A 21,836-nucleotide genomic window follows, 5' to 3' on the forward strand; every position below is an offset into this window, starting at 1 on the left:
AATGGCGTGATGCCGAGGAACGAGCCGGAAACGGGGTCGAGCGGCCTGGCCCAGCAGTCAAGGTCACGTCGCACTCCTGCGCGCGCGTGTCGCGGATTCGTCAACGAGCAGGCCGTGATTCACGGCCGGGTGGCCCCGGGAAGGCCTTCCCGGGAGGGAGGGGTACTGGCAGTTTGCTCTCAAGACCCGGCTGTTGGTCATTACTTGTCGCATAATCCTTGGTTATGGACCTCGATACCAGGCACCTCCGCATGATCTGCGCAATCGCGGAGACGGGCAGCGTCACACGGGCCGCGGCCCGGATGGGCCTGTCCCAGCCGGCCATAACCAACCAGCTCCATCGAGTCGAGAGCCTCGTCGGCGGAGCGCTCTTCGTCCGCAGCCGCTCCGGAGTGGAGCCGACCCCCTTGGGACGCCAGGTCATCGCCCGTGCCCGGATCGTCCTGTCGGAGGTCGACGCGCTCTTCGGCGACATGCGCATGCCCTCGGGCCCCACCGGGGTCCTACGCCTGGGCTGCGTGCATCTGGCCTGCGTGGGGAGCATCGTCGGCCGGGTCAGCGAGACACTGCCCGGCCGGGAGATCTCGCTCCGCATCGAACCGTCCACGGTGCTGCTGGCCGAGGCGCTCACCCACGGCCACCTCGACGCGGCACTGCTGGGCATCATCGAGGGGTTCGACGTCACGCTGGTGGCCCCGGTCGTCAGCCGGACCCTGATCCCCCGATATCCGATATTCATCGCCCTGTCGGCGGCCCACCCGCTGGCGGAGCACGAGGAGATCAGTCTGGCCGACCTGAAGGACGACGCCTGGATCAGCCCGCCGGGCGCGGACGACGGATCACTGGCCGCGCTCCGGGCGTCCTGCCGTACGGCGGGCTTCGAGCCCAGAGTGCTCTACGAGGCCCCCAGCGGCGCGGCCCGGCCGCTGGTCGCCGACGGGCACGGAGTGCGCCTGGTGGACCCCTCCTGGCCCCCGCCACCCGGCACTGTGGTCCGCCCCCTCGCCGGGGAACCCCAGGTCGCCCGGCTGGTCATGGCCTGGCGCCGGGACCGGCTGAGCAACGAGGGGGCCACGGCGCTCTACCGCGGCCTGGCCGGGGCCTTCTCCGACCACGTGGACGACAACCCGGTTTTCAGCCGGTGGTGGAACACACATCCGGAGGTGCATCCGCTCAATTGACGGTCCGATCACGGAAACGATGTCACCTGGCACACAGGGTCGCGCTCGAAACAACCGAGCCGACGGTGAACGACCAGGCTGAGAACGGTACGCTAGCAGTGCGTGTTGGGAGGGGTCCTATGAGCGCGCTCGCCGACGAGTTGGTCGGCCTGCCGAATATCGGAGGGCGGCACAGCCTTCGGAGGCAGGTCGCCGATGCACTTCGAGCTGCCCTGGTCACAGGGAAGATGCGGCCGGGCGTGATCTATTCCGCCCCCGCGCTGGCCGAGCAGTTCGGAGTGTCCGCGACGCCGGTCCGCGAGGCCATGATCGATTTAGTGAACGACGGGCTGATCGAGGCCATCCGCTATCGAGGTTTCCGGGTGGTGCCACTGTCCACCCGTGATCTCGACGAGCTCATCGAGATGCGTGAGCTCATCGAGGTGCCGGCGGTCGGCAGACTGGCCGGCTCCATCACCGACGAGGCGACCGGAACACTCCGGGCCCTGGCGGACGAGGTCATGACCGAGGCCGTGAAGGGCGACGTGTCTCGCTATCTGGACGCCGACCGCCGCTTCCACACCCAGTTGCTCACGCTCAACGGCAACCGGATGCTGGTCCAGATGGCCCACGACCTGTGCAACCGCTCACGGCTGTACGGCCTGGCGAAGCCACCGGAACGGGCCGAACTGGTCGCCTGCGCCCTTGAGCACGGCAGGCTCCTCGACGCGCTGATCAGAGGTGACGCCGGAAAGGCCGAGGAGAGCATGCGGCGTCACCTCGGCCACGTCCGCAGCTGGACCTGAGAGGCCCGCCCCCGGCGGACGCGCGTCGACCCCGCCCGCCGATCATCATGCCCGCCGGAGCACCCGATCGAGCGCGGGCGGCATCGAGCGCGGGCGGGCCGTTGAGCACACGCGGCCGTTGAGCGCGAGCGGGCCGTTGAGCGCGAGCGGAGACGGCCGGCCTGGTGACGAGCCCGGGTCGGCGCGCCCGGAGACGGCCAGGTCCAGGGGCGGCCGGGCACGGGCACGATCAGGCCCGGGGACGGCCGGATCCGGACTTCCGGCCTTCTGACTCCACCCATTTCGGACTCTGACTCTTTACTCATAGTATTTTACGCTTTACATTGCAATTTTATATTACACGGAACTGTGGGCAGCCTCGCGGCAGTTCCTCACCCCCCACACAGGAGGCAACTCGATGCTTAAGGCGAAGACAAGACCCATCGCCATGGCCCTGACCATGGCCGCCACGCTGATCGCGTTCTCAAGTCCGGCGCCCGCCCTGGCCGGCGGCTCGGAGGACCCCGGCACCCCCTCCTCCCCCCCGGCCTCACCAGCCCCGACCACGGAGGTCAAGCAGGCCCAGGAGCAGGCCAAGCAGGCCCAGGCCCAGCGGGCCCAGGAGCAGGCGCTCACCGGAAAGATCGCGAAAGACTTCAACATCTCGCTCACCGAGGCGCGGCGCCGCGCCGACCGCCAGCCGGCGCTGACGAAGCTGGCCGAGACGATGGGCGAGAACCTCGGCACGACGTTCGGCGGCGCCTGGATCGACCAGCGGAACGGCGGCAAGCTCACCGTCGGCGTCACGGAGACCGGCGCGGCGAACAAGGTGAGGTCGGCCGCGCTGGCGGCCGGCGCGTCCGACACCGTCAGCGTGCCGGTCCGCCACAGCTTCGAGCACCTCCAGCGGGTCACGACCGAGCTGGCGAAGCGGGTGGCCGAGGTCAACAAGGGCGCCGACAGCGGCCTGCAGACCGGCATCGTCACACCGGACAACGTGGTGAGGCTGAGCAGTCTGGAGGGCGCGAAGCCGACACCCGCGCAACAGGAGGTCATCCGCTGGGCGAAAGCCACCTTCGGCAGCGCCGTGACCGTCTCCACCTACGCGCACCGGTCGGTGAAGCTCTACTGCTACGACGACTACGCCTGCGACCCGCCGCTCCGCTCCGGCCTGGCGATCTTCGGCGGCAACGCCCGGTGCACCAGCGCCTTCATGACCTACTCGGGAAGCTCCTACTACATGCTCACCGCCGGCCACTGCGCCGAACTGGGCGCCTGGTGGGACGTCTCGACCTACAGCTACGGCTACCAGAACGTCGGCAGCGTCGCCGACTACACCTTCGGCTGGTACGGCGACTCCGCGATCGTCTCCGTCGACGACCCGAGCTGGTGGCGGCCCCGCGGCTGGGTGCTCTACCAGACCCCCGTCCGCGGCACCCAGGCCGACTACGTCGGCTCCTACGTCTGCAAGCAGGGCTCCACCACCGGCTACACCTGCGGCATCGTCAGCGAGGTCAACTCCACAGTCTCCTACCCGAACCGGACACTCGCCGGCATGACCTGGAGCGACGCCTGCGACGGCCCCGGTGACAGCGGCAGCGGTGTCTTCTACGGAAACTACGCCCACGGAATCCTGAGCGGTGGCACGGACGTGGGCTGCGGCATGATCCACGAGCCGATCCGCCGCGCCCTGTCCGCCTGGGGCGTCTCGTTGCTCAGAGGCTGACCAGGCCGCCATACCCGGCGGTGCCGTACCCGTTTTGCATGGGACGGATACGGCACCGTCCTCCTCCTGGCACCGCGGTGTCGCGCTTCCCCACCGGAGCACGACACCGTGCGGGCACGGCCCGTCTCCGCGCCGGCGGGCGCGAACGGCCCGGCCTGCCAGGCCCCGCCACCCCGGTCTCGATCTCACCGGGGTGGCGGGGGGCCGGGGGCCGGGTGGCCTGACCGGGACCGCCCGCCACGCGGCCCCGGAGACGGTCACCCGGCCGACGCCCGCTCGCACAGTCGCAGCTTCATCGCCCAGAGCAGGGCCGCGGCGCTCGGTCTTATGCTCCGGGCCACCTCGGGGTGGAGCCTGACGTACTTGCCCCGCAGGTTCTCCAGGGTGCTGGTGACCGTCCAGGAGGCGATACCCAGCCGGTCGGCGATCTCCTTGCGGGACAGGCCCTCACACGCCAGGAGTATCATCACCTCCCGCTCCCTGGGCGAGGGACGGTATCTCCTGCGCCGCCTGCGACCGGCTTCGAGCGCCGCCGTCACGAGCTTGGCGAGGTCGGCCCGGCTCACCGTCAGATCCCGGCAGACCTCCTCGGCCGTGTCGCCGCGCGCGAGCGCCCTGAGCACCCGCAGATGCCGTACTCCAAGGTCGTTCACGGCCAGCGGGCGACGGCGCAGATCCTCCAGCAGGTAGCCGGCCAGGCGGGCCGACACGTGAAATCCGTCCCGCCCCACCGCGTCCACCGCCGTCACGAAGCAGTCGGGATCCTCCGACTTCTCCACGAACCCCCCGGCGCCGGCCTCGACGGCGTCCAGGACCATCTCGGGATCGGTGGTGCCGGACATGACGAGCACCCGCCGCCCGCGGCCCACGAGCCGCCTGACGGCCTCGGTGCCGGACGGCCCCCTGGGCAGGTGCAGTTCGCACACGACGACGTCGGGATCGGGTGTTCCCGCCAGCGCGTCGACCGAGGCGGCCACCGCGACGATCTGCTGACCCGCCTGCTGCAGCACCATCGTCAGCGCGGACCAGATCAGCCGATGGTCGTCCACGACGGCCACCCGGAGGGGCCTGCCGTCTGAGAGATTCCCGAGATCCGGGATATTCGGTAAATCAGGGGAATTGCTGGAATTCTGAAAGTTCGAGGAGTTCAGCGACGAGGTCATCGGCCCTCGGGTCTCCGGTACGGGCCCACCGGCAGGTCGCTCCGCGGCATGGCGCCCGGTCCTCGTCCCGGCCGTTCTCCCATACGGCGCCCGATCGGCGGATCGAGCATTCTCCAACCTTCACCCACGCGGCCTCCTTTGAGGTGGTTCGACTCACGGCGTTGAGAAGACGCCCAGACCTGCCGCTGAGAGCACGCGATTCAGGTCCAATCGAACCAGCGGGACGGAGACCGCCGATCACCCGCGACCTGGGCTCACTCCCCTTACGGAGGTCGCGAGCCCACAAAGGTCACATATCCGGCAATCCCCTGCGCAGGTCGCGCAGGAAGCCCTTGCTCTCGGAGACCGAGTACGCCTGGACGCACAGGCAGTTCATGACCTGCATGTAGTGGTCGGTCTCCTCGCGTTTGTCCACGTAGAGCGCGCTGGTGAGCTGCTCCAGGTAGACCACGTCGGGCAGCTCCCGCTCGGGGAAGCGCAGGATGGAGAAGGGACCGCCCACCGCCGCGTGCCCACCCCGGTGGAACGGCATGATCTGCAACCTGATGTTGGGCAGCTCGGTGATCTTCAGCAGGTGGTCGATCTGCGCGGCCAGGACCTTCTCCCCGCCGATGGAGCGCCGCAGCACGGCCTCGTCCACCACGGCCCACAGGGTCTGGGCCTCCGGCCTGGTCAGGCGCTGCTGCCGGGCCATCCGGAGCGCGACCCGGCGGTCGATCTCCTCGGCGGACGCGGTGCCGTGCACGAGCATGATGACCGCGCGGGCGTACTCCGGGCTCTGCATGAGACCCGGGACGAACTGGACCTCGTAGGTCCGGACGATCGAGGCCGCCTGCTCCAGGCCCACGTAGACCTCGAACCAGCCCGGCAGCAGGTCACCGTACTTGTGCCACCAGCCGGGGGCGTTGGCCTGCCGGGCCAGGGCGAGCAGTGGCGCCCTGTCGTCGGGATCGGTCACGCCGTACAGGGTGAGCAGGTCCGCGACGTCGCGCTCCTTGAACCCGACCCTCCCCAGCTCCAGGCGGCTGATCTTGGCGTGGGACGCGCGGATGGCGTATCCGGCGTCCTCCCGGGAGATCCCGTTGGCGGTGCGCAACCTCCGCAACTGGGTGCCCAGCAGGATCCGCAGAATGGTGGGGCCACCGCCCGAGTGGGCGAGGACGTCGTCCCGCGTCGCACCGTCTTCGGCATGGTGTATGCCCATGATCGCTCCCTGTCGCCCTTCAGACGGTGCAACGGTTTCACATTTCAGACGCGGATCGTACAACTTTGGCGACCTCGGTCCCGCGTAGAAGACATTCCCGACATTAGATCTTGCTCCAACGGAGACCTTTTCAGCGGGCACCAAAGTGGAAATCTCATCGTACGTCGGAGATCGGCACGCGGTCCCGCGGTTCCCGAGCGAAGATCGGAAATCGGGGATCGGGAACCGGAGACGCCGGCCACGGATTCCGGGAGCCGGGGATCGGCGCCGGGAATCGGCGGGTGGGATGCGGGTATGGACAGCGGATGAGCATTCAAGAAGAACTCCGCCAGGTGGAAGCGGATCTGATGAGGCTCCGCACCGAGGCCGCCGACCTGCGCGTGCAGGTCGGCGACCTCGGCCCGACGGACGCCGCCGAGCGGTCGTCACTGATCGCCATGGCCGATCAGCAGGAGGCCCTGGCCGACGAGCTGGAGGGGCGCCGCGAGAAGCTGCTCAGACGGATCGGCGATCCCGATCGTGTCGACACCCCGGACGCCTGACAGAACCCCCGCCCTCGGCGGCGATTACCCCGCTCAATTACATATGACTACATATGAGCCGAAAGGGTACCGATAACAACGAACCATCATCGGGGGGATGAAATGATCAATACGCTTCATAAAATGGGCATAAAATCCGGCACGATGTACATGGCCGGGGTCGCGTCCATCGGGCTGTCCCTGGCCGCCTGGCTGACATCGAGGTCGGTCGAGAACGCCGGAACGGACCGGGCCGACCGGTGGGGGATCTTCATCGGCCAGTGGGCACCCACCTTCTTCGCGATGGGTGTCGCCCTGCGTATTGAGGAGACCCTCGAAAGCAGGCGGGAAAGGCGGGAGGAGATGGCCGACACGACCTACACCGAGGGCAGGATGCCGTCGCGCGCCGGAGTCTGACCGAGCCCGGGCAACAGTGACGGGGGGCCGCGTCCCAGCAGGGGCGCGGCCTCGCCGCGTATCGGGCCGACGAAGTCCCCTATCAGCAGCAATGGGGCGAAGGCGGTACGTCCAAGGACATCTTCAGTGATCTTTCCGCACTCAGGGCTTCTGTGACGTCACTCACGATCCCTCTGCATTGCCAGGTTCAACGCGAACCGGTCAAGCATCACGATTCAGTCAAGATCGGACGAGACCCCGATCAAAAATCGACACCCCGTGTTGTGGCGTGATGACTGGCGGTAACGATCCATGGGGATCGTTACCGCCAGCCGTGACCGGGTGCCGGCATCCCGATCGCGGCCCGCTGCGCGAGGCACGCGTTCGCGGAGCCGACGCGACCTTCGCGTCCCACCGTCACCGAGATCACGGCCGGCTGCCCACGGAGACAGTGATGTCAGGAGAATCTCGATGATCAAGCGCGGCAAGCCCACCAAGAACGGGAAGGTCAAGCTCACCTTCACCGTGCCGTTCGACCGGCCCGTCGGCGGGGTCTCACTGGTCGGCGACTTCAACGGCTGGGACCCCTACGCCCACCCGATGGAGCGCAAGGAGAACGGCACCTACCAGGTGACCCTCACCGTCCCCTCCCAGCAGCCGATCCGCTTCCGCTACCTCGCGGACGGCGGGCAGTGGTTCGACGACGCCGACGCCGATCACCGCGACGAGCACGGCTGTCATCTCCACCCGGTGGAGTGGCGGAACCCGGCGGCCGACCACATCGCCGCGGCCGGCGTCTAGGGGTGTTCCGTGGGTCTCCGCCGTGGCGGAGACCGGCCGGACGGATGCCCCCAAGGTGGAGAAGAAGCTCATAACGGGTTATGGGCGACAGCGGGGTGCCGTCCGGGTGATCCCGGCGGGGGTGGAGATCCACGGAACACGCCTCGGGCCGAGACGGACCCCGCGGCCCGGGCGCACCGGGCCCGCGGAAGTCCCGCCCGGCTCCCGCGCGGACGGCGACATTGCCGCATGTGGCCGGCCGCCGCACCGTTGAACTGTCATGAGCCATGGGCGTACGGTGGGTGGAGTGGTTTCCGTCTCTGTACGGCTCCCATAAGGGCGCTGTCTCAACAGCTGCAGACAGCGGGGCATCATGACTCGGCTTTCCGTCACGGTGAGCGACCATCCACGGTTCTCGGTGGTGTCGCTCGTCGGCGACCTGGACAGGACCTCGGCCCCGCGGCTTGAGGAAGTGCTCTCCGATCTACTGGCCCGCCGGCGCGTCCGCATCATCATCGACGCGACGGAGCTGGGTTTCTGCGACTCCACCGGGGTCTGGACGCTGCTGACGACGCTGCGCCGTACCTACGAGCAGAACGGCTGGCTGCGGCTGGCGGGCGTCCACGGGTTTCTCGGCCGTCTGCTGGAGATGACCCGGCTGGCCGCGGCCTTCCCGATCGACCCGGATGTGAACGAATCCCTGCGGCAGGGCTTTCAGGGAAGCCTGCCGGCCCCCCGCTGAGCCCGCCCGGTCTTCCCCGGCCGCCCGTGGCACCGGCCGTTCCCCGCGGATCTCCGGCGCGCGACACCCCGGCAGGTGCGTGACCGGCCACTTCACGGCTCCTAGGGTGGGCGGACAGGCCATGCCGACTCCGGGGGGAACCGAGGATGTCTCGCATCCGTATCACGATGGACAACGCCGCCCTTCGCGATGTGGCCACGCGTGCCGCCGCCACGAGAGAACCCGCGTTCGACGGCCGGGCCGCCCAGGTGGTGCGGCGCGTCGCCGCCTCCCACGGCGGCCGGCCGGTCGAGGAGGTCTACGAGGCGCTGCGGGCGGCCCTGATCCAGCTACCGGGGGTACAGCGATTCGACGAGGCGCAGATCCGCGGGTGCGCGACCCGCATCGGCGAGCGCCGGGACCCACTGCCGCGGACATAGGCGCCGCTCAGGGGCGCAGCATCGTGAGCCGGACCGTGGATCCGGCGGGGTCGTGGAGGATCTCCACCGCGTCGCACACCTGGCGCATCAGCCAGAGCCCGTAGCCCCGGCGGGCCCCGGTAGGCGGCGCGACCAGCCCCGTCCCGGCGTCGGTGAGCAGCCCGGCCTCGTCGCGGACCTCCGCGACGACCCGGTGGTCGTCGTACCGCAGGGTGACGAGACCGTCGGTGCCGGCGTGGTCGAGCACGTTGTTCGCCGCCTCGCTGACGGCGAGGACGAAGTTCATCTCCCGGAACTCGTCCAGGGCAGCCGGAGCCAGGAACTCGCGGGTCCGCCGCCGCATCTCGGCGAGATCACCGGCGATCGGGAACGACGACATCCTCCGCCCGTCGCCACGGGCCCCCTCAGTCACGGGACTCTTCCACGACGCGGACGATCTGGTCGAGGGCGGAGATCCGGAAGAGCTCCCGGAGATGGAGGCCGAGACCGGCGAGGACGAGCTCCGCGCCCAGGCGCGCCGCCTCGGAGTGGGCCTCCAGCAGCATGACGATGCCCGACGAGTCGCAGAACGACACCCGCGTCATCTGGAACACCAGCCGGCGGGGCGAATGGTCGAGTTCGTCCTTCACCGCGGCGGCCAGCGGACGCGTGGCGGCCCTGTCGAGGTCGCCGACCAGGAGGAGCACGCGCGAACCGTCGGGGTCCGTCCGTCTCTCCAGGCGAATGGCCATGTCCTCACCGGGGGATCCGCTCGTCGACCAGGTATCGTCACATTACCTGATATGCCGGGAGTGAGATGCAGAAGGGCGGCCCCGTGAGCGGCGGGGAGATGGGCGAGCGCATCCGTCGGCACGACTGGGAGGCCACCCCGCTCGGCCCGATCGGCCGATGGTCGGCCCCGCTGCGGAGCGCGGTCGACATCGCACTCTCCGCTCGCGCCCAGATCGTCCTGTTCTGGGGCCCGGAGTACATCGCCATCTACAACGACCCCTACATCCCCACCATCGGCGCCAAGCATCCGGCCGCGCTCGGCCGGCCCGCCGCGGAGAACTGGTCGGAGACCTGGGAGGTCCTGAAGCCGCTGCTGGACCGGGTGCGCGACACCGAAGAACCCTTCTGGGCCCAGGACCACCCCTTCCTCCTGCGACGGCACGGCTTTCTGGAACAGACCTACTTCGACGTCTCCTACGGCCCCGTACACCTGGCCGACGGCACGGTCGGCGGGGTGCTGTGCCTGGTCAGCGAGACGACCGGCCGGGTGCTGGGAGAGCGCAGAATGCGCACACTGAGCCTGGTCGGCGTGGCGACGAGCGGGATGACCACGCGGGTGGACGTGGCGAGGGCCACCGTGTCGGCCCTCGCCGGCGCACGCGACGACGTACCCTTCAGCCTGATCTACCTCCTCGACGACGACGGGGATCTGCGGATCGCCCTGCCGCACGACGCGGCTCCCGAGCGGATCGCCGCCGGCGACGACCTCCTGCGGGCCGTCGCCGGAGACGGCGGCGTCACGACGGTCCCCGGTGAGCGCTTCGGCGCCTCCGAACCGGCGGTAGCGGTGCCCATCACCTCGGGCACCGAACTCCAGGGGCTGCTGGTCTGCGGGGTGAACCCCCGCCTGCAGCCGGGCGGGCCGTACCAGGAGTTCTTCGAGGTGCTCGCGTCCGGGGTGTCACGGGCGCTGTCCGCCGCGCGGACCCACGAGCGGGAACGGCGCGAGGCACGGACGCTCGCGGAGCTTGACAGCGCCAAGACCGCCTTCTTCGCCACGGTCAGCCACGAGCTGCGCACCCCGCTCACCCTGATCCTCGGGCCGCTGGAGGAACTGCTCGACGACCCCGCGCTCGGCCCCGGCCGCCAGGCCGTGCTCCGGACGGCCCGCCGCAACGCGCTGCGGCTGCTCGCCCTGGTCAACGACGTGCTCAACTTCACCGGCGCCGACTCCAGCCGCTCCCGCGCCCGCTACCAGCGGACGGACCTCGCGGCGCAGACCGGCGAGCTGGCCAGTGTGTTCCGCTCGGCGCTGGAGAGCGCCGGGCTCACCCTGCGGGTGGAGGGGGAGCCGCTGCCCGAACCGGTCCACATCGACCGGCGCATGTGGGAGAGGGTCGTCTTCAACCTGCTCTCCAACGCTCTGAAGCACACCTTCACCGGCGGCGTCACGGTCGGTGTCCGGCCCGGCGACGGCTGCGCGACGGTCACGTTCTCCGACACCGGGATCGGGATCGCCGAGCACGAGATCCCGAACATCTTCGAACGCTTCCACCGGATCCCCGGCTCACCCTCGCGCAGGCACGACGGCATGGGCATCGGCCTGGCGCTGGTCCGCGAGCTGGTCGCCCTGCACGGCGGCCGGATCGAGGTGGACAGCCTCCTCGGCCGGGGGACGACCTTCACGATCACCCTGCCGTACGGCTCCGCGCACCTTCCCCAGGATCAGCTGGGTGAGGCCGTCACGCCGTACGAGCAGGGGTCGGACGAGATGGCTTCCTGGCTGCCCGGTCTGGAGGAGGGGGCCGGGCGCGGCACGGCGGACGGGGGCTCGCCGGCGGTCTCCCCCGGCGGCGCCGCCCCCGGGCGAATCCTCGTCGCCGACGACAACGCCGACCTGCGCGACTATCTCGTCCGTCTGCTCAGTCCCCACTGGACGGTGACGGCGGTGGCCGACGGGGGCTCCGCTCTGGAGTCCGCCATGAGGCAGGCCCCCGACCTGATCGTCGCCGACGTGATGATGCCCGGCACGGACGGTCTGGAGCTGGTCCGCAGGCTGCGCGCCAACGCGGGCACCCGGAGCGTGCCGATCATGCTGCTGTCGGCCAGGGCCGGCGAGGAGGAGTCTCTGGCCGGGCTCGTCGCGGGGGCCGACGAGTATCTGGTGAAGCCGTTCTCCGCACGCGAGCTGCTCACCCGGGTACGTGGAGTCCTGCGGCTGGCCGCCCTGCGCTCCCGGCACAACCGCCGGCTGCGGGGACTGACCGAGGCCGCGCTGGCGATCAACGAGGCGACCTCGGAGCCCGAGGTGCTTGAGCTGGCGGAGCGGTACGGCCGGCTTCTGTCGGACGCCCCGGACACCCCGGACACCCCGGTGCCGTCCACGCCCGGCGGCGCTCTCCAGGCCGGGCCGCCCGATCTCCACGGGCCGCCAGGCCTTCGGATCGGCCCGCCCGGCGATGCCGACGACACCGACGACACGGTGCCGCGGCAGCTGGCCCAGCTCACCTCCGCGCGCCTGCACAACCTGCGGCAGCTGGAGCTGGAGCACCGGCTCGCGACCACGTTGCAGCTCGCCCTGCTCCCCGAGGTCCCCGAGATCGACGGCACCAGGATCGTCGGCCGATATCTGCCGGGCAACAGCGAGGCGAGCGTCGGCGGCGACTGGTACGACGTGATCCGGGTCTCCGACGACGAGGTGGTGCTGGTGATCGGCGACATCGTCGGCAAGGGGGTCAGGGCCGCCGCCGCCATGGGGCAGATGCGCAACGCGCTCCGGGCCTACGCCCTGGAGGACCCCGATCCCGGCCGGATCCTCGGACGCCTCAACCGGATGACCACGGGCCGATACGACCGCATGCACGCCACCGTCCTGTGCGTGCGGCTCTCACTGTCCACGGGGTGGCTGCGATACGCCAGCGCGGGTCACCCGCCCGTCCTGGTCTGCAGGGCGAGCGGGGAGGCCGACTATCTCGGCGGCGCGCTCGCCCCGCTGATCGGCGCCCTGCCCGCCATGGCCTTCCCCACGGCGGAGAGCCGTCTGGACCGCGGCGACCGGCTGCTCCTCTACACCGACGGCATCATCGAGAACCGCTCCATGGACGTGCTGAGCGGCATGACCAGGCTGCGCGCCGAGATGACGAGGGTCACCGGCCTCGACCTCGACGCCCAGCTGGAGGCGGTACTCACCCTGGTCGACGGTCAGGACAAACCCGACGACGTGGCCCTACTCGGCTTCGCCCGTATCTGAGACACGGCGGGGCCGTCCCCGGGGCGCGACGGGCTTCGCCTTTCCGGCCAGCCTAAACTTCCACCATGATTCGTCCCGCAACGCCGGAGGACGTTCCGGCGATCATTGACATGATCCGCGGCCTCGCGGAGTACGAGAGGGCGCTGGAGAAGGTCGAGACCAGCGCGGAGCGGTTGCACGACGCGCTCTTCGGGACCGGCCCCGCGGTGTTCTGCCACATCGCCGCCGCCGGGGAGGACGGAAAGGAGGTCGCGGGCTTCGCCCTCTGGTTCGTCTCCTACTCCACCTGGCTCGGCCGGCACGGAATCCACCTGGAGGATCTCTTCGTCCACCCCGACCACCGGGGCCGGGGGTACGGCGTGCGGCTGCTCGCCGCGCTCGCCCGGGTCTGCGTGGAGCGCGGTTACGGCAGGTTCGAGTGGTCGGTTCTCGACTGGAACACACCGGCCGTCGAGTTCTACCGGTCGCTCGGCGCGGTCTCGCTGGACGAGTGGGTCCCCTATCGCCTCACCGGACCGGCGCTGGAGAGACTCTCGGCGCGGGACTCTCCCCCGGCCGGTCTCTCCGGCCGGTCCCGCCCGGAGCCGACGCGGTAGCTTGGTGGCTGCCATCACAAGGGAAGAGAGATCGTGACGACGTCTATTCATCAGCGGATCGCCGAAGAGCTGGGTGTGCGCGAACGGCAGGTGCGGGCGGCGGTGGAACTGCTCGACGGCGGGGCCACGGTGCCGTTCATCGCCCGCTATCGCAAGGAGGCCACCGAGACGCTCGACGACGCGCAGCTGCGCACGCTTGAGGAGCGGTTGCGCTATCTGCGTGAGCTGGAGGAGCGGCGTGCCGCGATCCTGGAGTCGATCCGCGGCCAGGGCAGGCTTGACGAGGTCCTCGAAGCGCGGATCGCGGCGGCCGACTCCAAGGCGCGGCTGGAGGACATCTACCTGCCCTACAAGCCCAAGCGGCGGACCAAGGCGCAGATCGCCAGGGAGGCCGGGCTCGAACCCCTCGCCGACGGCCTGCTCGCCGACCCGCGGACCGACCCGCAGACCGCCGCGGCGGCCTTCGTCGGCGAGGGGGTGGCCGACGCCGCCGCCGCGCTGGACGGGGCTCGGGCGATCCTCGTCGAGCGGTTTGGCGAGGACGCCGACCTGGTCGGGGAGCTGCGCGAGCGCATGTGGACGAAGGGCCGCCTGGTCGCCGCCGTCCGCGAGGGCAAGGAGGAGGAGGGGGCCAAGTTCTCCGACTACTTCGACTTCGCCGAGCCGTTCACCAAGTTGCCCTCCCACCGGATCCTGGCGATGTTCCGGGGGGAGAAGGAGGAGATCCTCACGCTGACCCTGGAGCCGGAGGCCGAGCCCACCGGCGGTTACGAGGGGAGCATCGCGCACCGGTTCGGCGTCTCGGACCGGGGGCGCCCCGCCGACAGGTGGCTGACGGACACGGTCCGCTGGGCCTGGCGCACCCGCATCCTCGTCCATCTCGGCATCGACCTGCGGATGCGCATGTGGCAGGCGGCCGAGGACGAGGCGGTGCGCGTGTTCGCCGCCAACCTGCGCGACCTGCTGCTCGCCGCCCCCGCGGGAAGCCGCGCCACCATGGGGCTGGACCCCGGCCTGCGCACCGGCGTGAAGGTCGCCGTGGTGGACGCCACCGGCAAGGTCCTGGCCACCGACACGATCTACCCCCACGAGCCGCGCCGCCGCTGGGACGAGTCGCTGGCCACGCTCGCCACGCTCGCCAGGGCGCACAACGTGGAGCTGGTCTCGATCGGCAACGGCACCGCCTCGCGGGAGACCGACAGGCTCGCGGGCGAGCTGGTGAAGCTGGTCCCCGGACTGACCAAGATCGTGGTGTCGGAGGCCGGGGCGTCGGTCTACTCCGCCTCCGCCTTCGCCTCCCAGGAGCTCCCCGGCCTGGACGTTTCGCTGCGCGGGGCCGTCTCCATCGCGCGCCGCCTCCAGGACCCGCTGGCCGAGCTCGTCAAGATCGACCCAAAGTCGATCGGCGTCGGCCAGTACCAGCACGACCTCGCCGAGAGCAGGCTCTCCCGCTCGCTCGACGCGGTGGTCGAGGACTGCGTGAACGCGGTCGGCGTGGACGTCAACACCGCCTCGGCGCCGCTGCTGACCCGGGTCTCCGGCATCGGCGCCGGCCTCGCGGAGAACATCGTCCACCACCGCGACGCCAACGGCCCGTTCCGCTCCCGCAGAGCGCTCAAGGACGTCGCCAGGCTCGGCCCCAAGGCCTTCGAGCAGTGCGCGGGCTTCCTGCGCATCCCCGGCGGGGACGATCCGCTCGACGCCTCCAGCGTGCACCCCGAGTCCTACCCCGTGGTGCGCCGGATCCTGCGGACCACCGGCGCCGATCTCACGAACCTGATCGGCAACGGCTCGGTGCTGCGGTCCCTGCGCCCCCAGGACTTCACCGACGACACCTTCGGCCTGCCGACCGTCACCGACATCCTGTCCGAGCTGGAGAAACCCGGCCGCGACCCGCGTCCGGCCTTCAAGACCGCGACCTTCAAGGAGGGCGTGGAGAAGATCTCCGACCTCAAGCCCGGCATGCTGCTTGAGGGTGTGGTCACCAACGTCGCGGCCTTCGGGGCGTTCGTCGACGTCGGCGTGCATCAGGACGGCCTGGTGCACGTCTCGGCGCTGTCGCACACCTTCGTCAGGGATCCGCGCGAGGTGGTCAAGCCCGGTGACATCGTCCGGGTGAAGGTGCTCGACATCGACATCCCCCGCAAGCGCATCTCGCTCACCCTCCGGCTGGAGGACGAGCCCGCGAAGGGCTCCGGCCGCCGCGACCAGACCGGCGGCGAACGGCGTGACGGCCGGCAGAGGCGGGAAGGTCAGCAGGGCGGTGAGGGCCGGCAAGGAGGCGAAGACCGGCGGGGAGGCGAAAGCCGGCAACAGCGGGGGCGCGCCGAGCGGCAGCAGCAGGGCGGCCGTGGCGGGCGGCAGGGCGGCGCGCCGAGCGGCGCGATGGCCGACGCGCTGCGCCGCGCCGGACTCGACGGCTCCGGCGGCACCCGTTAGCACGGCACCCATCGGTAAGGCGCCGGTTGGTAAGGCGGCGGGCGTTGACCGGTCATCACCCGGTGGACGTCCGCCGCCGGGCCGGGTTCCCCCGCCGGATCCCTGACGGATCCCTGACGGATCCCTGACGGATCCCTGACACCGTACGGCCCCGCCGCCCGCGCACCGGGTGGCGGGGCCGTACGGCTCTCTTCAGAGCAGGCGCCTGATGTCGCCGTAGGCGCGGTAGAAGCCGCCTCGCCCGGAGCTGCGGACGCCCTCCACGAGATACCGGACCCCCGCCTCGCGCACCCCCTTGGGGAACTGCACGTTCCAGCGCGGGTCGTAGCCCTCGCTGACCACTCGCACCCGGAGCCGGTCCCCCTCCCGGAAGCACTCCACGACCACGCCGCCGCCGACGGTGGAGACGGCGTCCAGCACCACGGTCTCCAGCGCCGCGACGGGTTCCACCGCGGCCAGGCCGGCCGCCGCCTTGACGTCCACCGGCTCGGGAACCGTACCCGCCTGGGCCGCCCTGATCGCCTCCTCCGTGGCGTCGATGCAGGCCAGGGTGCCGTCGGTGGTGACGATGTAGAGGCGGTCGTCGAGATGCTGCATGGAGAAGGCCGAGCCGCAGCCGGTGGCCAGTTTCCACAGGCGCTCGCCGCTCCGGTCGAAGCAGTAGATCGAGGAGTGGTTGTCCCCGGCGAAGACGTAGCGGCCGCCGGGGGCGGTGGCGCAGGAGAAGACGGTGGCGTCGCAGCGGTAGACGGCCTCGGTCGCGCCGTCGGACTTGCGGAGCCGGTGCACGGCACCGCGTGAGGTGCCGGCGTAGACCGACCCGGCCTCCTGCCAGCCGAAGAGCACCGCACCGGCCAGGCCGGTCTCCCAGACCGGAGCGCCGTCGGCGGCGTCGTACCGGGCCACGCCGGTGGAGTGGCCGTGGTAGACGGCCTCGTCGTCGCAGCGGACCATCCAGGCCGAGTCGCCCCGGCCCTTGCGTGCCCACTGGAACTCGTCCTCGTGGTCGATGGTGGTGATCCGTCCGGCCCGGTCGGAGACGCCCAGCACTCCGTCGTGGATGTCCAGCCAGTAGATGTCGACGTCCTCGGCGATCTCGTAGGCGAGCCGGGGCACCTTCCCGCTGAGGTCGTAGACCTTGCCGTCGTCGGCCCCCGCGTAGATCCAGAAGTCGTCGGCGACGATGCACTTCACACCGTCGGGCAGCCGGAACCGGCCGGTGACGGTGCCCCCGTGGGTGACGGTGTAGACGTCGCCGTTCTGGTTGCCGACCCAGCAGCGCTCGGAGTCGACGAAGACGCCGAACGCCGCCGCGCCGCTGGCGAAGCGCCAGAGCACCGGCGCCTGGGTGGCGGTGGAGCGGACACTCTCCACGCTGCGCCGGGTGACCGCGCGGCGCTGGCGCATTCCGCGGACCGCCGGGGCGTATCCCTTGCGGACCTTCTCCCCGATCTTCTTCGCCGCCACGGCCGCGGCCTTCTCCTCGCTGGCGAAGGCCGAGATCTTGGACTGGCCCTGCTCACCGATCCGGCCATAGGTAATCGTCACCCGCAGCCCGTCGTGCACGACCTCGTAGAACTTGTGGGAGCCGCCGCCATCCTCGGACAGCTCCAGGTACGTGCTCCGCGCCGCCATGCCACACCTCTCCGTTGATCGATTTTCGGGGAGCGTACGGCAGCCGAACGACAAATCCGGTCTTCTCCGCAGAATGGGCCACGCGGCTATGGTCTTGGTGAGAGCCGTCCCACCGAGGTGAGGTCTCCCGTCCGGGTGGCTCTCCCGTGCGGGATGGTCCCGTGCGGCCGGCACGCGCCGGCGGTGGAGGGGCGCGGGCGGGCGGCGTGGTCGCCGCCACGCCTGGCCGCCGGCGCCAGGCCGAGCAGTGTCAGCAGCGCCACCTCGAAGCCCACCACCAGCCGCTGGGCCACTCCGGCGGGGATGTCGTCGTTGGTCAGCTCGATCCCGAACATCCGCACGACGTAGGGGATCACCACCAGGAGCAGCACGCCCAGCGAGGCCAGGCTCAGCAGGCGCATCAACCGGGCGTGGCGGCCGGTGGCGTAGCGCCCCGCCAGGATCAGGCCCGCCACCGGCATCATCAGGAAGGCCGCGAAGGCCGCGTACCGGTGGATGCCCCCCGACATGGACAGCGGCACCCCGGGCTCGTCGGTGGGGAAGGCCCCGATCAGCACCATGCACAGTCCCCAGGCGCAGACCAGCGCCGCGGCCCCGCGGTCGTGGCCGCGCCGGGCCAGCGCTCCCCCGAAAGCCGCCGCGCCGACGGCGAGGAACGTCAGGGAGACGGGCAGCAGCCAGCCGTCCGGCTCGAACGCGTACTCACTGATCACGGTGTGCACCGGGTCGAGACCGGTGATCACGTGCAGGCCCAGCATCGCCACGCTCCCGGCGCCGATCGCCGTGTAGCCGGCGAGGATCATCCCGGATCCGGAAAAAGCTTGACTCCCCATGACTCAACCATGGCGACGGCGCCCGCCATGGAACACCCGAAATGATCCCCAGTCGCCCCTGACCGATCCCCGAGGGGATCCGGGGAGGAGTAGTGCCAGCACCAGGGGGATTCCGCCGCCACCACGACCCTGAGCTGCGCGAAGACCGTCGAAGGTGGTGCGGCCCCCCTCAGGGTCGCCCCACCGGGCCCGCCCCGGTCCCGGTCCCGGCTCCGGCCCCCGGGCTGCCCTTCCCAGTCCTCCCGCCCCGGTCCCGGCCCTCCTCGCTCCCTACCGGCCCTCCCGGTCCTCCCAGCCCTCCTCGATCTCTCCCGGTCTTTCCCCGGCGGAAAGGCCTCCGCTCCGTCAGGCCACTTCGGAGCCGACGACATCTGTCGAGCCGGCACAGATCATGTCCAGTTTGGGAAAACTGTAGGCTTTAGCGACATTTGAGGAGTCTGCGGGCGTTTACCGGTTAAATTCGCATCTTCCATAGAAGGTTGGAGATTTACCTTGCCTTCCGGTCTCAATTTCATTAAGAAGACACTCCGGCGCCCCAGCCGGTAAACCGGGAGTGCCATTGAAGCGATTTCTCCATGGTAAGCGAGACGAAACCGCTCGCATGAGACCGGAGAGGTTGCGCAATCATCCAATGAGCTGGCACAGGATCTTCTCGCTCTCGGCAGGGTTCGTGTCCGCGATACTGGGCTGGCTGGCCTTCTTTCGGCTGCCCTGGCAGTCGCCCTTTCTCGCGGCGGGCGGGCCACAGCCGATCTTTCATCCGCGCCCCCTGATGGCTCTCGCCTGGGTGGCGTTCACAGCGTCGATCGTCTTAGTGATCAACTATCGGTACAGAAGACGCGCGACCCCCCTGGCGCCCTCCACGGCCGACGGCAGTGGCATGTCCGCGCTGGACATGAGCATCCCGGACCTGCAGCGGGTCTTCGACCTCCGCGCCGAGGCGGCGCTGTCGGACAAGATGATCTCCCTGCCGATGTTCGTCTCGCTGGTTCTCCAGCCGGAGAAGTCGCGGATGCGCACGGTGGAGACCGTCTCCCTCGAAGGTCGCGTAATCGTTCAGGACGTCAGAGTGGAGCTTTCCCTGTCGGATGCCCTGCTGGACGCCTCCTGGGAGCGGAGAGAGGTCACCGAGAACAGAGACGGCGACCGGTCCGGCGACGAGGACGCCGGCAATTCAGAGATATACGTGCCCATACTGAACTGCCCCAAGAAGGAAATGATCGATAATTTCCATGTACGGGACCGAGAGGGCCGAGATCTCGACATCCTCTGCTACGAGGAAACGATCCAGCTCATCTCCTCGTCACTGCACTTCCTCATCCAGGCGGCCCTGCGGGAGAACGACCGCGGGGCGGGCGCGGCCTCGGAGGGGATCGACACGGCCGAGGCCCTCTTCCTCATGCTGATATGCGGCAACACGACCCCCTCCCTCAAAACGACCGAGAGAACCATCCAGGCGGGTCTCGCCCACATCGGCATCACCGGAAAGGGCGACGACGAGGCCCAGACCGTCACCTGGCTCCGGGAGTTTCTCAGAACCCTCGCCCAGGCCTTCCCCGTGGTCGCGGTCGTGCCGGAGATGCCCGGCCCACGGCGCCTGCAGATCTCCTACAGCCGGACGACCATCCCGCCGAACAAGTCCAAACGGCTCCGTCACTGGCTCCGGCTGATGCTGGGCCTGCGCCCGGTGACGGTACAGATGTCCCCGGGCATGGCCCACAACTCCAAGTCCTATCACCTGCAGGTCAGGGCCCCGGAGTCGCAGTATCTGATGGAGCAGACGCTCCGCTGCGCGGAGTGCGGCCAGAAGCTGAGCAGATCGGAGGTCGAGACGGACGGCTCCGGGGGCTGCGCCCACGTGAGGCCCGCCAGCGACAGCGAGCCCTACTTCCAGCTCCTCCGCAAGCGGGGACAGCACTACGCCCACCTCTACATGCGCGGGTTCGCCGGCCTGCAGCAGCAGAACATCAGGCTCACCGCCTCCTTCGGGGAGGTGCCGCCGGGCACGCTGGCCAGCGCGGCCATCACGGCGGTGACCTCCTTCCTGCTGATCGGCGCGGTCGGCGTCGCCGAGATGACAAAACTCGCGCGCGACAGCGACATCCCCGCCGTACTCCTGGTCCTTCCCGCGGTCGCGGCCTCGTGGTTCGGCTTCGCCTCCGACACCGAGGCGGTACTTCGATCATCGCTTGCCGCCCGCTGCTCACTTATTCTGGGGGGTTTCACATCCATAGCGGCTTCTGTCCTGTTTATCATCTCGGGTGCGGTTCAGCAGGACAGACCAGATCCGCTGAGCAAGGCCGCCGGCCAAGTCGGTGATTCCACAGCCGTACTGGGCATCCAGGTGGGATGGTGGTGGTCCGCGCTCATCTATCTCGCAGGCGCCAACCTCGTCTACGTCCTGGTCCAGCTGGTGGTGCGGTCAAATGCATACCGAAGACTCTTGCGTAAGGAGGCCCTCTTCAATGACGATACAGTTACATAGAGAGGCGGGAGCGGCCTTGAAGAACGACTCTCCCGATGGGATCTACGTGATGGAGCCCATCGAATACGTACGGTCGTCCACTTTGCCCGACAATGAGTTGCTCAAAGACCAGGAGGAAGTAAAGTCCCTCCTGCGGGACACTCGAAAATCCATACGGAGTCGTACCCGAGAGAAGATCTCCCGGGCGATCCTCGCCGCCATCGCCGAAGTGCAGAAAGACCAGGCGGCGGAGCGTCCGACCATGGTGGGGGGCAGGCGCCGTAGCGCGTAGCACCCCCGATTACCCGAGCTCAATGGCCCCGTCGCGTCCCGCCCGGCCGAACATCTCCGGCCCTTCATCGCCGCCGATCCCGCCGACCCCACGGCCCCATCCCGCGTCCGCACCTCGTCAGCGCCCCTTCGCTGTGGTTCCTCTCAGCGGAACCGACGGTGACCAACCGCGACCACCCCTCGGCCGGGACGGTCCAGCAACCGGGGCGGATTCGGCGCTCGGGACAGACCGACCGGCGGCAGGTCAACCGGCGACGCGACGGACCGCCGATCAGCCGCGGGACGACTTCACCCGGAGCACCACAGCCTGACCGGATCGGAAGTAAACCTGTTTTTCTTATTTTTCTTCCGACGATCCGCGCGGCTATTCACCGCAGTCACTTTCCGTTCGTCCGGCCGTAAACCCGGATATCAATCCCCACCTTTCCCACAGGACATGCGCGACACTTACCCACCCTTCTCTCTTTCCCACCCCATCTCCACTTTTCTCCCCCTCCCCTCACGGCGCTCCGGTATCCCGTCGCCATCGACTGGGACGGCTACGACGCTCTCATAGGAAACCTCCGAGGAGACCCCCGCCTTCAGGTGGGGGAGGAATCGGATCCCTGCGGAGCAGGGCAGGGGCCGGCGATTCGCCGCACGGCGAACCGCCGTACGGAAACACGCACGATACTTAACCGATCGCGCGGTAGAATGTGAGGCATGGCGCAGATCGTGAAGC

General features: G+C 69.5%; 18 protein-coding genes. 12 read left to right on the top strand and 6 right to left on the bottom strand.

The genetic code is table 11. The annotated features are described in order from the left end of the window. Positions 1 to 251 precede the first annotated feature (251 nt). The 3 genes from ABZ194_RS24050 to ABZ194_RS24060 all read left to right on the top strand — a co-directional run bounded on the left by ABZ194_RS24050 (position 252) and on the right by ABZ194_RS24060 (position 3,671). Positions 252 to 1,181, top strand: a complete 930-nt coding sequence (locus ABZ194_RS24050) for a LysR family transcriptional regulator (protein WP_355599258.1) — start codon at positions 252 to 254, stop codon at positions 1,179 to 1,181. Between the two features lie 119 nt (positions 1,182 to 1,300). Beyond that, positions 1,301 to 1,966 carry a GntR family transcriptional regulator gene (locus tag ABZ194_RS24055; protein WP_355599259.1) on the top strand — a complete coding sequence of 222 codons (666 nt, stop codon included), beginning with the start codon at positions 1,301 to 1,303 and terminating at the stop codon, positions 1,964 to 1,966. A gap of 397 nt (positions 1,967 to 2,363) precedes the next feature. Further along, positions 2,364 to 3,671, top strand: a complete 1,308-nt coding sequence (locus tag ABZ194_RS24060; RefSeq protein ID WP_355599260.1) for a S1 family peptidase — start codon at positions 2,364 to 2,366, stop codon at positions 3,669 to 3,671. A gap of 257 nt (positions 3,672 to 3,928) precedes the next feature. Here the strand turns inward: ABZ194_RS24060 and ABZ194_RS24065 are convergent, their stop codons facing one another. Beyond that, positions 3,929 to 4,720 (bottom strand): response regulator, encoded by a 792-nt coding sequence (locus ABZ194_RS24065; protein ID WP_355599261.1) that lies wholly within the window; start codon positions 4,718 to 4,720, stop codon positions 3,929 to 3,931. Between the two features lie 403 nt (positions 4,721 to 5,123). Next, a complete protein-coding gene (locus ABZ194_RS24070; protein ID WP_355599262.1) occupies positions 5,124 to 6,038 on the bottom strand; it encodes a helix-turn-helix transcriptional regulator in 915 nt (304 codons plus the stop codon). A 305-nt stretch (positions 6,039 to 6,343) separates the two neighbouring features. Between ABZ194_RS24070 and ABZ194_RS24075 the strand changes: the two genes are divergently transcribed. The 5 genes from ABZ194_RS24075 (at position 6,344) to ABZ194_RS24095 (ending at position 8,896) form a co-directional block, all read left to right on the top strand. Then, complete coding sequence (locus ABZ194_RS24075) at positions 6,344 to 6,580, top strand: hypothetical protein (RefSeq protein WP_355599263.1); 237 nt, start codon at positions 6,344 to 6,346, stop codon at positions 6,578 to 6,580. 123 nt (positions 6,581 to 6,703) lie between these two features. Then, positions 6,704 to 6,976 (top strand): hypothetical protein, encoded by a 273-nt coding sequence (locus tag ABZ194_RS24080; protein WP_355599264.1) that lies wholly within the window; start codon positions 6,704 to 6,706, stop codon positions 6,974 to 6,976. A 450-nt stretch (positions 6,977 to 7,426) separates the two neighbouring features. Then, a complete protein-coding gene (locus ABZ194_RS24085; RefSeq protein WP_355599265.1) occupies positions 7,427 to 7,756 on the top strand; it encodes an isoamylase early set domain-containing protein in 330 nt (109 codons plus the stop codon). A gap of 352 nt (positions 7,757 to 8,108) precedes the next feature. Further along, the gene (locus ABZ194_RS24090) at positions 8,109 to 8,477 is read left to right on the top strand and encodes an STAS domain-containing protein (protein ID WP_355599266.1); all 369 of its coding nucleotides are present in this window, start codon (positions 8,109 to 8,111) and stop codon (positions 8,475 to 8,477) included. A gap of 146 nt (positions 8,478 to 8,623) precedes the next feature. Further along, the gene (locus ABZ194_RS24095) at positions 8,624 to 8,896 is read left to right on the top strand and encodes a hypothetical protein (protein ID WP_355599267.1); all 273 of its coding nucleotides are present in this window, start codon (positions 8,624 to 8,626) and stop codon (positions 8,894 to 8,896) included. A gap of 7 nt (positions 8,897 to 8,903) precedes the next feature. Here ABZ194_RS24095 and ABZ194_RS24100 read toward each other — a convergent pair whose 3' ends face one another. Then, the gene (locus ABZ194_RS24100) at positions 8,904 to 9,308 is read right to left on the bottom strand and encodes an ATP-binding protein (RefSeq protein ID WP_355599268.1); all 405 of its coding nucleotides are present in this window, start codon (positions 9,306 to 9,308) and stop codon (positions 8,904 to 8,906) included. After that, complete coding sequence (locus ABZ194_RS24105; RefSeq protein ID WP_355599269.1) at positions 9,301 to 9,627, bottom strand: STAS domain-containing protein; 327 nt, start codon at positions 9,625 to 9,627, stop codon at positions 9,301 to 9,303. Before ABZ194_RS24105 ends, ABZ194_RS24100 begins: the two co-directional genes overlap by 8 nt. An 83-nt stretch (positions 9,628 to 9,710) precedes the next feature. On the opposite strand from ABZ194_RS24105, the gene ABZ194_RS24110 reads away from it, so the two are divergent. The 3 genes from ABZ194_RS24110 (at position 9,711) to ABZ194_RS24120 (ending at position 15,892) form a co-directional block, all read left to right on the top strand. Next, positions 9,711 to 12,857 carry a SpoIIE family protein phosphatase gene (locus tag ABZ194_RS24110; RefSeq protein ID WP_355599270.1) on the top strand — a complete coding sequence of 1,049 codons (3,147 nt, stop codon included), beginning with the start codon at positions 9,711 to 9,713 and terminating at the stop codon, positions 12,855 to 12,857. 65 nt (positions 12,858 to 12,922) lie between these two features. Next, positions 12,923 to 13,453 (top strand): GNAT family N-acetyltransferase, encoded by a 531-nt coding sequence (locus ABZ194_RS24115; protein WP_355599271.1) that lies wholly within the window; start codon positions 12,923 to 12,925, stop codon positions 13,451 to 13,453. Positions 13,454 to 13,486: 33 nt separating this feature from the next. Continuing rightward, complete coding sequence (locus tag ABZ194_RS24120; protein ID WP_355599272.1) at positions 13,487 to 15,892, top strand: Tex family protein; 2,406 nt, start codon at positions 13,487 to 13,489, stop codon at positions 15,890 to 15,892. A 192-nt stretch (positions 15,893 to 16,084) separates the two neighbouring features. Here the strand turns inward: ABZ194_RS24120 and ABZ194_RS24125 are convergent, their stop codons facing one another. Further along, positions 16,085 to 17,527 carry a WGR domain-containing protein gene (locus ABZ194_RS24125; RefSeq protein WP_355599273.1) on the bottom strand — a complete coding sequence of 481 codons (1,443 nt, stop codon included), beginning with the start codon at positions 17,525 to 17,527 and terminating at the stop codon, positions 16,085 to 16,087. 86 nt (positions 17,528 to 17,613) lie between these two features. Next, on the bottom strand, positions 17,614 to 18,330 hold the full coding sequence (locus tag ABZ194_RS24130) for a DUF998 domain-containing protein (protein WP_355599274.1): 717 nt from the start codon (positions 18,328 to 18,330) through the stop codon (positions 17,614 to 17,616). A gap of 661 nt (positions 18,331 to 18,991) precedes the next feature. Here ABZ194_RS24130 and ABZ194_RS24135 point away from each other — a divergent pair. Further along, positions 18,992 to 20,845: a hypothetical protein gene (locus tag ABZ194_RS24135; RefSeq protein WP_355599275.1), complete on the top strand. Its 1,854-nt coding sequence runs from the start codon at positions 18,992 to 18,994 to the stop codon at positions 20,843 to 20,845. Positions 20,846 to 21,836: the final 991 nt, after the last annotated feature.

Source organism: Streptosporangium sp. NPDC006007, from assembly GCF_040614315.1.
Taxonomy (GTDB): Bacteria; Actinomycetota; Actinomycetes; order Streptosporangiales; family Streptosporangiaceae; genus Streptosporangium.